The sequence below is a fragment of the Micromonospora sp. CPCC 205561 genome, assembly GCF_036906775.1.
Lineage (GTDB): Bacteria > Actinomycetota > Actinomycetes > Mycobacteriales > Micromonosporaceae > Micromonospora.
Genome location: NZ_JBAKHV010000008.1, coordinates 123546 through 132788, shown reverse-complemented (window position 1 = coordinate 132788; position 9243 = coordinate 123546). Strand labels below are relative to the sequence as shown.

At 75.0% G+C, this 9243-nt stretch carries 11 protein-coding genes; 8 read left to right on the top strand and 3 right to left on the bottom strand.

The features are described from left to right. Positions 1-886: serine/threonine-protein kinase (locus V6V16_RS07840; RefSeq protein WP_334560937.1), on the bottom strand; the 886-nt coding region annotated here is incomplete at its 3' end. A gap of 227 nt (positions 887-1113) precedes the next feature. Between V6V16_RS07840 and V6V16_RS07835 the strand changes: the two genes are divergently transcribed. The 3 genes from V6V16_RS07835 (at position 1114) to V6V16_RS07825 (ending at position 3127) form a co-directional block, all read left to right on the top strand. Next, positions 1114-1707 carry a hypothetical protein gene (locus tag V6V16_RS07835; RefSeq protein WP_334560935.1) on the top strand — a complete coding sequence of 198 codons (594 nt, stop codon included), beginning with the start codon at positions 1114-1116 and terminating at the stop codon, positions 1705-1707. Positions 1708-1838: 131 nt separating this feature from the next. Further along, a complete protein-coding gene (locus V6V16_RS07830; protein ID WP_334560934.1) occupies positions 1839-2180 on the top strand; it encodes a PadR family transcriptional regulator in 342 nt (113 codons plus the stop codon). Next, the gene (locus tag V6V16_RS07825; RefSeq protein ID WP_334560933.1) at positions 2177-3127 is read left to right on the top strand and encodes a permease prefix domain 1-containing protein; all 951 of its coding nucleotides are present in this window, start codon (positions 2177-2179) and stop codon (positions 3125-3127) included. Before V6V16_RS07830 ends, V6V16_RS07825 begins: the two co-directional genes overlap by 4 nt. Positions 3128-3187: 60 nt before the next feature. Here V6V16_RS07825 and V6V16_RS07820 read toward each other — a convergent pair whose 3' ends face one another. Next, positions 3188-3394, bottom strand: a complete 207-nt coding sequence (locus V6V16_RS07820; protein WP_334560932.1) for a DUF397 domain-containing protein — start codon at positions 3392-3394, stop codon at positions 3188-3190. Positions 3395-3682: 288 nt separating this feature from the next. Between V6V16_RS07820 and V6V16_RS07815 the strand changes: the two genes are divergently transcribed. From V6V16_RS07815 to V6V16_RS07795, 5 genes are all read left to right on the top strand, one after another. After that, on the top strand, positions 3683-3922 hold the full coding sequence (locus tag V6V16_RS07815; protein ID WP_334560931.1) for a hypothetical protein: 240 nt from the start codon (positions 3683-3685) through the stop codon (positions 3920-3922). A 13-nt stretch (positions 3923-3935) separates the two neighbouring features. After that, complete coding sequence (locus V6V16_RS07810; RefSeq protein ID WP_334560930.1) at positions 3936-5222, top strand: sensor histidine kinase; 1287 nt, start codon at positions 3936-3938, stop codon at positions 5220-5222. Further along, entirely contained in the window at positions 5219-5938 is a 720-nt protein-coding gene (locus V6V16_RS07805; RefSeq protein WP_334560928.1) for a response regulator transcription factor, read from the top strand. Before V6V16_RS07810 ends, V6V16_RS07805 begins: the two co-directional genes overlap by 4 nt. A gap of 81 nt (positions 5939-6019) precedes the next feature. After that, positions 6020-6913, top strand: a complete 894-nt coding sequence (locus tag V6V16_RS07800) for an ABC transporter ATP-binding protein (protein WP_334560926.1) — start codon at positions 6020-6022, stop codon at positions 6911-6913. After that, a complete protein-coding gene (locus tag V6V16_RS07795; RefSeq protein WP_334560925.1) occupies positions 6910-7971 on the top strand; it encodes an ABC transporter permease in 1062 nt (353 codons plus the stop codon). Before V6V16_RS07800 ends, V6V16_RS07795 begins: the two co-directional genes overlap by 4 nt. A 16-nt stretch (positions 7972-7987) precedes the next feature. On the opposite strand, the gene V6V16_RS07790 is transcribed toward V6V16_RS07795, so the two are convergent. Further along, positions 7988-9217 (bottom strand): hypothetical protein, encoded by a 1230-nt coding sequence (locus V6V16_RS07790; RefSeq protein WP_334560923.1) that lies wholly within the window; start codon positions 9215-9217, stop codon positions 7988-7990. Between the last annotated feature and the right edge of the window lie 26 nt (positions 9218-9243).

Sequence of the window (9243 nt, the reverse complement as noted above, 5' to 3'; positions counted from 1 at the left end):
CCTTGCGGGCCGGCGGGCCCGCCGGTGCGGCGCGGCACGGGGCCGCCGGTGCGGCCCGGCACAGGGCGGCACGGAAGGCGGTGGCGTCCGGGTACCGGTCCGCGGGTCGGGGCGCGGTGGCCCGGCGCAGGACCTCGGCCACCTCCGGCGGGACGCCCCGGCGCGCCCCGACCGCCGCGTCGGCGACGGGGCCGAGGTCGGAACCGGCGACGGGACCTGGCTCGGCGACGGGACCGGGCTCGGCGACGGCGGCCGGGCGCGGGGCCGGGGCGAGGAGTCGCAGGCCGAGCCGGCCCAGGGCGTACACGTCGGCACGGGTGTCGACGATCGCGAGCGGGTCGTCCTGCTCCGGGGCCATGTAACCGGGGGTACCGGCCCGGGCGGTGAGGCCGGAGGCGGCGGCGAGGGCCTTGGCCAGCCCGAGGTCGGCGATCAGCACCCGCTCGCCGTCCGGGCCGCCGCGGAACAGGACGTTCCCCGGGCTCAGGTCGCGGTGCACCACGCGGTGCCGGTGCAGCACGGCGACGCCGGCGGCGATCTCGGCGAGCAGTTCCACGGCGGCGGGGACGGGCATCGGGCCGGCCCCCAGCCGGTCGCGGAGGCTGCCGCCGTCGGCCCAGGTCAGCACCGAGTACGGCCGGCCGTCGGCCAGCTCGCCGACCGCGTGGACGCGGACCAGCCGCTCGTCGTCGAGCCGGCGCAGCAGGCGGGCCTCGTCGAGGAAGCGCTCCCGTACCCGCAGGTCGTGGTGCCAGTTCTCGGCCAGCACCTTGATCGCCACCGGGGCGTCGAGCACCGGGTCGTGGGCCAGCCAGACCGTCGCGAACGACCCCGTGCCCAGCAACCGCTCGACCCGGTAGGGCCCGATCCGCCCCGGACTGGTCACCGCACCACCCCCGACACCGGCGCCGCCGGTCGCCGTTCCGCCTCGACAGTAGACGGCGGACCAGGGCGGGGGCAGCCCGCGCCGCCGCGCGGGGCCGGGGCGACGCGGGCCGCGGCGCTGGCGGGCCGGCGGGTTGGGCGTACCGGTCGGGAAGACGACGAACCGATTCCGCCCGGCGGGTGACCAACAGGACAAGGACAGCCGTACTCCTTGAGGAGGAGATCCCCGTGCACCGTCTCTCGCACATCGTCGTCACCGCCCTGCTGGCCACGGCCGGGCTCGTACCGTTCACCGCGGCGGCCCCGGCCGCCGCCGCGTCCCGGCCGGCCGTGGACGGCGCCAACCGGCCCGGCGTCCATCCGGCCGCCGATCCGGACGAGGTCCGGGTCATCAGCGTCCGGGGCGCCGGGCCGTTCCGGATCGGGGCCCGCCTGGCGGACCTGTCGGCCGCCGGCCTCGTCGACTGGGTGGCGCCCGACTGCGACGGCGTGCTCCGCGCCGGCGTCACCGGGGCCTGGGCGGGGAAGGTCCTGCTGGCCTTCCGGGACGCCCGCCTGGTGGAGGTGGGCACCGCCACCGCGCCGCCCCGCACGCCGGCCGGCGCGTCGGTGGGCATGTCCTTCGCCGAGCTGGAGGAGATCTACGGCCCGCGCGGCTCGATGATCCGCAACGACGCGGGCGACTCGTCGGCCTACCTGGTGCGTTCCGGCTCCCGGGTGGAGCTCTTCACCGGCCACCCGATCCGGCCCGGTGCCGGCTACCTCCAGGTCGGGCCGGCGTCGTTCGTCGAGCGCGCCTTCCGGGAGGGACGATCCTGCTGAGCGGCGCGCGACGGCGGCGGACCCCCGAGGAGGGGTCCGCCGCCGCCCGTTTCACCCGAACACACTAATAGCGATCCACACGATGATGTAGCACTGGACCATAGTGTGTGCCACACACTATGGTGTGACACATGGTTAGCGATGAGATCCTCCGGACGCACCTCCAGGAGTTGCGTCGGGGCACCGTGGTGCTGGCGAGCCTCGTCGCGCTGCGCCGCCCCGGCTACGGCTACGCGTTGCTGCAACGCCTCTCCGACCACGGCTTCCCGGTCGACGCCAACACGCTCTACCCGCTGCTGCGGCGGCTGGAGGAGCAGGGGCTGCTCACCAGCGAGTGGAACACCGAGGAGAGCCGCCCGCGCAAGTTCTACCGGACCAGCGACGAGGGCGAGTCGGTGCTGGGCCGCCTCCTCACCGACCTGGCCGCCGTACAGACCTCCCTCACCGGGCTGATCGAAGGAGCCGACCGATGACCACCCTGACCGACCGCTACCTGGCCGCGACCCTGCGCTCGGTGCCGGTCGCGCGCCGCGAGGAGATCGCCACCGAGCTGCGCGCCTCGATCGACGACATGGTCGAGGGCCGCACGGCCGGCGGGCAGGAGGCCGCCGCCGCCGAGCGCGAGGTGCTCACCGAGCTGGGCGACCCGGACCTGCTGGCCGCCCGCTACGCCGACCGCCACCTACAGCTCATCGGGCCGACCTACTACCTGGCCTGGGCGCGGCTGATGAAGCTGCTGCTCAGCTTCATTCCGGTGGGCGTCGGCGTGCTGGTCGGCGTGCTGGAGGCCGCCGACGGCGGCACCGTCGGCCAGGCGGTGGGCGCGGGGATCTCGGGCACCATCCAGGTGGCGGTCCAGATCGCCTTCTGGGTCACCGCCGTCTTCGCGGTGCTGGAGCGCACCAGCACCCCCCTGCACCTGCCCGCCTGGAGCGTCGACCAGCTCCCCGAGACCCCGCTGCACCGGCAGATCACCTGCGCCGACACCGTCGCCTCGATCAGCTTTCTGACGCTCGTCATCGCGTACCTGCCGATGCAGCACTTCCGCTCGTTCGTCACCGACGACGGCGGCGGCAACCTGCCGATCCTCGACCCGGCGCTCTGGAGCTCCTGGCTGCCGTTCCTGATCGCGGTGCTGGTGGCGACCATCGGCCTGGAGATCGCCAAGTACCGGGCCGGGCGGTGGACCTGGCCGCTGGTCGCCGTGAACGCGGTGCTCAACCTGGCGTTCGCGGTGCCGGTGGTCTGGCTGATGTCGACCGACCGGCTGCTCAACCCCGACCTCGTCGCCCGCTTCGACTGGCTCGGCGAGGTCGACAACCTCAACCTGGTGGCGACGGCCGTGATCGCCGGCACCGTACTCGTGACGCTCTGGGACATCTTCGACAGCGCCCAGAAGGCGTACCGCAACCGCACCTGACCGGGCGACGCCGGCCCGGCACGCCACCGCGTGCCGGGCCGGCGCGCGTCGCGGCGCCGGTTACCGGCCCGGGCGCAGCGCGCCGGCGGTGGCCGCGGCGAGGAAGCCCGCCCAGGCCGCGGGGCCGAAGGCCAGCACCGCTCCCCCACGGTCCTTGCTGTCGCGTACGCCCACCACGCCCGCCAGGTTCGTCGCCACCTCCACGCAGGTGGACCCGCCGTTGTCGCTGCGGGTGGACTTCCGCCAGACCGCGCCGGTCAGGTCCATGACTCCGCCACCTCCGCGACGAGCTCCCGGGACGCCCGGCGGGGCAGCGCCTCGCCCCGCAGGTTCTCCCACCTGCGTTGAAGGCTATCAACGTCGTCCGGGCGGTCGCTCACGTGCGCGCGCACGTACCCAAATCCCGTACCCACGACGGGGCGGCGGCGGCACGTCGCCGCGCGGCCGGCCTGGCGCTGCCGGGTCTGCGCGGCGCCCTGGCCCTGCCAGCCGGCCAAGCTGGCGCTGCGCGTCGAGTACGCGCACGACCCGGTCGGGCTCTCCGTCTACCTCTGCGTGCTGCTGCACGAGGCCGCCGGGGACTGGCTGCGCCTGCGGCCCCGGCCGCCGGACCCGGCCGAGCTGTTCGCCCGCTTCGTCGGCTGGACCCGCCCGGCCGGGTCGGCCGCCGCGCGGGGGCAGCTGGACCGGCTGCTGGACCGGGTACGCGCCACCACGCCCGCCGCCCGGCCCCGCCGCCGGGGCGGGCCGGGGCGTCCCGGCCGGGTGCCGGACCGGCGGCGGCCGGCGGGATGAGATCCTGACCTGGATGAACAGCGAGAGCGACGAGGACTGGCAGCGGCCCGGGCCCACCCCGGAGCAGCGCCGGCTGGACGTCTACGCCGGGCTGGCCGCGACGGTCCTGGCGCTGTTCAGCCTGACCCTGGCGCGCAGCACCGGGGCGTTCCTGCTCGGGCCGCCGCCCTCCGGCCCGGAGCAGATCTTCTGGACCGTCGCGGTGACCCTGCCGCTGATCTGGCGACGCCGCTTCCCCGCCGCCGTCACGCTGGTCGTCTCGGTGGCGTTCATCGCCGCGCAGGCCCGCTCCGCCCCGGAGACGCAGCTCGCCTCGTGGTCGCTCTTCGCCGCCCTCTACACGCTGGGCGCGTGGGGACGGGACCGGCGGCTGTCCCGGCGACTGAGGATCGGCGTCATCGCCACCATGTTCCTCTGGCTCGGGATCTACTACGCGACCACCTACAGCAGCATCCCGGCCGACGCGTTCGCCCAGGCGGTCGGGCCGGTGCCCCCGGTGCTCGCCGCGATGGTCAGCGGCGTGCTGGTCAACATGCTGTACTTCGGCTTCGCGTACTTCTTCGGCGAGATCGCCTGGCTGGCGGTCCGCCGCCAGCACGAGCTGGAGACCCAGACCGAGCGGCTGCGCCGCTCGCAGGCCGAGATCCGTGAGCACGCCGTGGTCGGCGAGCGGGTCCGCATCGCCCGGGAGCTGCACGACGTGGTGGCGCACCACGTGTCGGTGATGGGCGTGCAGGCGTCCGCCGCCCGCCGGGTGTTCGACAAGGACCCGGTCAAGGCCCGGGCCGCGTTGAGCGCCATCGAGGAGACGGCCCGCACGGCGGTCGACGAGCTGCGCCGGATGCTCGGCCTGCTGCGCGCCCGCGACACCGAACCGGGCGGCGGCACGCAGGCCGACCCGGCCGGCGTCGGCCAGATCGCCGCCGTGGTCGACCGGGCCCGCGAGGCCGGGCTGCGGGCGACCCTGGGGGTGTACGGGGACCCGGCGCCGCTGCCGGACTCGGTCTCCCAGGCCGCCTACCGGGTCACCCAGGAGGCCGTGACGAACGCGCTCAAGCACGCCGCCGGGGCTACCGCGCTCGACGTGCGGATCCGCTACCTGGCGCACGAGGTGGAGGTCGACGTGACCGATGACGGACGGGCCACCCGACCGGCGAACGCCGACGGGCTCGGCCTGGTGGGGATGCGCGAGCGGGTCGCCACCCACGGCGGCGAGCTGGAGGCGGGGCCGCGCGTCGGCGGCGGCTGGCGGGTACGGGCCCGCTTCCCGCTGCCGCTCGCCACGGGGCGGCCGGCGTGAGCGGCGGCCACGGGGAGCCCGGAGCGGAGCGTCCGGTCCGGGTGCTGCTCGCCGACGACCAGCACCTGGTCCGCACCGGCTTCCGGGTCATCCTGGAGGTGGAGGAGGACATCGAGGTCGTCGGGGAGGCCGCCGACGGCGAGCGCGCCGTCACCATGACCCGGGCGCTGCGCCCGGACGTGGTGCTGATGGACGTGGAGATGCCCGGCGTCGACGGGCTGGAGGCCACCCGGCGCATCACGGCCGACGAGGACGCGCCGGGCGGGCCGGCCGTGCTGATCCTCACCACCTTCGACCGCGACGACTACCTCTTCGCCGCGCTGCGCGCCGGGGCCAGCGGCTTCCTGCTCAAGAACGGCACCCCGGAGGCGCTGATCGAGGCGATCCGGGTGCTGGCCCGGGGCGACGGCCTGCTCGCCCCGGAGATCACCCGGCGGGTGATCGCCACCTTCGCCCGCCCCGGCGAGCCCGTCGCGGCGGGCGGCCCGGGGACGCCGCCCGGGGAGGCGTTGCGGGAGCTGACCCCCCGCGAGCGGGAGGTGCTGGTCCTGGTCGCCGGGGGTGCCAGCAACGCCGAGATCGCCACCGGGCTGCACCTGGGCGAGGCGACCGTGAAGACGCACGTCAGCCGGGTCCTCGCCAAGCTCGGCCTGCGCGACCGGGTGCAGGCGGTGGTCTTCGCGTACGAGCACGGGGTGGTGCGCCCCGGCGGCTGACCGGCCTCCGCCACGAGGGGGACGGCACGTTCGATCTCGGGGCGGACGGCGGGCGGCGGGCGGCGATCTAGCGTGAACGCCGTGACCAATGTGCTCCGCCTCGACGGCGTCGACCGCAGTTTCGGCGACCGGCGGGTGCTCCAGAACGTGTCCTTCGACGTGGCGGCCGGCCGGATGACCGGCTTCGTGGGCGGCAACGGCGCCGGCAAGACGACCACCATGCGGATCATCCTCGGGGTGCTCGCCCCGGACGCCGGGGAGATCACCTGGCGGGACGCGCCGCTGACCCGCGACGCCCGCCGCCGTTTCGGCTACATGCCGGAGGAACGCGGCCTCTACCCGAAGATGAGCGTCCGGGACCAGGTGACCTACCTGGGCCGGCTGCACGGCATGACCGCCGCCGACGCGGGGCGGAGCACCGACGCCCTGCTGGAGCGCGTCGGGCTCGCCGAACGCGGCGACGACCTGCTGGAGACCCTGTCGCTGGGCAACCAGCAGCGCGCGCAGATCGCCGCCGCCCTGGTGCACGACCCCGAGGTGCTGGTGCTCGACGAGCCGTTCTCCGGCCTCGACCCGCTGGCCGTGGACACGGTCGTCGCCGTCCTGCGGGAGCGGGCCGCCACGGGTGTGCCGGTGCTCTTCTCCAGCCACCAGCTCGACGTCGTCGAGCGGCTCTGCGACGACCTGGTCATCATCGCCGGCGGCGCGATCCGGGCCGCCGGCAGCCGGGAGGGGCTGCGCGCGACGTACACCTCGCCCCGCTTCGAGCTGGTGGTGGAGACCGACGCCGGCTGGCTGCGGGACCAACCGGGGGTGACCCTCGTCGACCTGGACGGCGCGCGCGCCGTGTTCGACCTCGCGCCCGGCGCGGACGAGCAGCCGGTGCTGCACGCGGCGCTGGCCCGCGGCCCGGTCCGCGCGTTCCGCCCGGTCAGCCCCTCCCTCACCGAGATCTTCCGAGAGGTCGCCCAGTGAACACCATGCAGGCCACCCGGCTGGTCGCCGCCCGGGAGATCCGGGTCAAGCTGCGCGACCGCACGTTCCTGTTCAGCACCCTGTTCTTCCTGCTGATCGCCGCCGCCGCGACCATCCTGCCGCCGATGCTCTCCGGTGGCCCGTCGAGCGTGGCGGTCACCGAGGCGGTGGCCGCGCCGCTGCGCGACGCGGGGCTGGAGGTGCGGACGGTGCCCGACGACCGCGCCGCCGAACAGGCCGTACGCGACGGCGACGTGGACGCCGCGGTCGTCTCGGGGCCGGCGGTGCTGGCGATGGACGAGGCCCCCGACGACGTGGTGACGGCGCTGAGCACGCAGCCGACGGTGCGGCTGCTGGACCCCGACGCGGTGGATCCGGTGGTGGCCTTCCTGGTGCCGTTCGCCTTCGCGTTCATCTTCTTCGTCACGTCGCAGACCTTCGGCGTGCAGATCGCGCAGAGCATCATCGAGGAGAAGCAGACCCGGATCGTGGAGATCCTGGTGGCGGCCGTGCCGGTCCGGGCGCTGCTGGCCGGCAAGATGATCGCCGGCACCGCGCTGGCCCTCGGGCAGATCGCCCTGGTCGCCGTGGTCGCCGTGGTCGGTGTGCAGTTCGGCGGCGACGGCGGCCTGCTCTCGCTGCTGGCCCCGGCCATCGGCTGGTTCGTGCCGTTCTTCCTGCTCGGATTCGTGCTGGTCGCGGCCATGTGGGCGGCGGCCGGGGCGCTGGTCAACCGCCAGGAGGACATCGCCGGCGTGTCGATGCCGGTGCAGCTCGCGGTCATGCTGCCGTTCTTCGCGGTGATCTTTTTGAACGACAACGCGACCGCCATGCGGGTGCTCTCCTACCTGCCGTTCTCCGCGCCGACGGCGATGCCGTTGCGGCTGTTCACCGGGGACGCGGCGGGCTGGGAGCCGCTCGTGTCGCTGGCCCTGCTGCTGGTCGCGGCCGCCGCGTTCGTGGCCGCCGGGGCCCGGGTGTACGAGGGCTCGCTGCTGCGTACCAACGGCCGCACCTCCGTGCGCACCGCCTGGCGCTCGCGCGAGACGGTGGGCTGACCGCCCGGCCGGGCGGCTACCGGCGGACGAGCCGCCCGCGCCGGTCGTCGGTCGCCGCGACGGGGGTGAACGGGTCGGGCGTTCCCCCCGTCCAGCGGTGCAGCGCGGCGGTGCCGGTCTGCCGCGACGCCCCGTCCACGGTGCTGGTCCCGCTGGTCACCACGTAGAAGCGACCGTCGCCGAGCGACTCCAGGCCGACGCTGCCGGGCCCCTCCCAGCCGCTGATCCCGGTCTCCGGGTCGGTCAGCCCGGCCGCGGCCAGCGGGACCATCCGCCCGGTCGGCTGGCCGGGCTGTCCCGTCAGGACGCCCGGCCGCGGCGCCACCGTGCCGTCGACGGCGAAGAGCGTCCAGTTCGGGAACTCGGGCTTGGTGCCGCGGTAGGCGGCCATCAGCCAGGTGCGGGTGGACCGGTCGTACTCCAGGTTCTGCACCCCGAAGCTGGTGTTGCCGGTGCGCACGAAGACCTTGTCGGCCGGGCGCGCCGGGCCCTCGCGGTGCGGCGCGTCCTGCCGCAGCGGGCGGGCGTACAGACTCCACCGCCGCACGTCGTAGGCGAGCAGCACCTGGTGGTCGTTGTCGGTGCGCTCGGTGTTCGGGTAGACGCCGTAGGCGACCATCAGCACGTTCCGTCCGCCGGCGGTGCCGAGCCTCGGGCCGAAGGCGACCCCGTCGATGCCGCTGGTGCCGTACCGGTGGTCGGCGGTCCGCCCGGTGTCGCCGTCGAAGACGCCGTCGCCGTCGAGGTCCGCGGTGAAGTCGTCGACGACCTCCTGGAGGTGGACGGTGGTCATCACGCCGTCGGTCTCGGCGTTCATGCCGACCCGGGTGATCCGTGCGACGTCGAAGATGGCGATGTAGAAGGCCCGCTGCGCCTTGTACTCCAGCGAGCCGTAGACGCGGCCGTCGTCGGGGTTGAGGTCCAGGTCGCCGAGGTGGCCGGTCAGTCCCGTCACCGTGCCCACGACGCGGCCGGTCAGGTCGGTCCTGACCAGCATCCGGGTGAAGGACCAGTAGACGAAGCCACGGACCCAGTCGACCGCCACGCCCTGCACGTGGCCGGAGGCCCAGGCCCCGCCGTAGACCGTCGCCGGCATCGACGGCGGCGCCACCGCGGGCCGGGAGGAACCGACGGCCACGCCCCGCGCCGGTGTCCGGGCGGGGTCGGCGGAGGCGCCGGCCGACCCGACGGCGGCCACGAGGGGCAGCGCCACGGCGGCGGCCACGGCGGCGAGGGACCTTCGCATGTCTCTCCGTTGTTCGGTGATCAAAC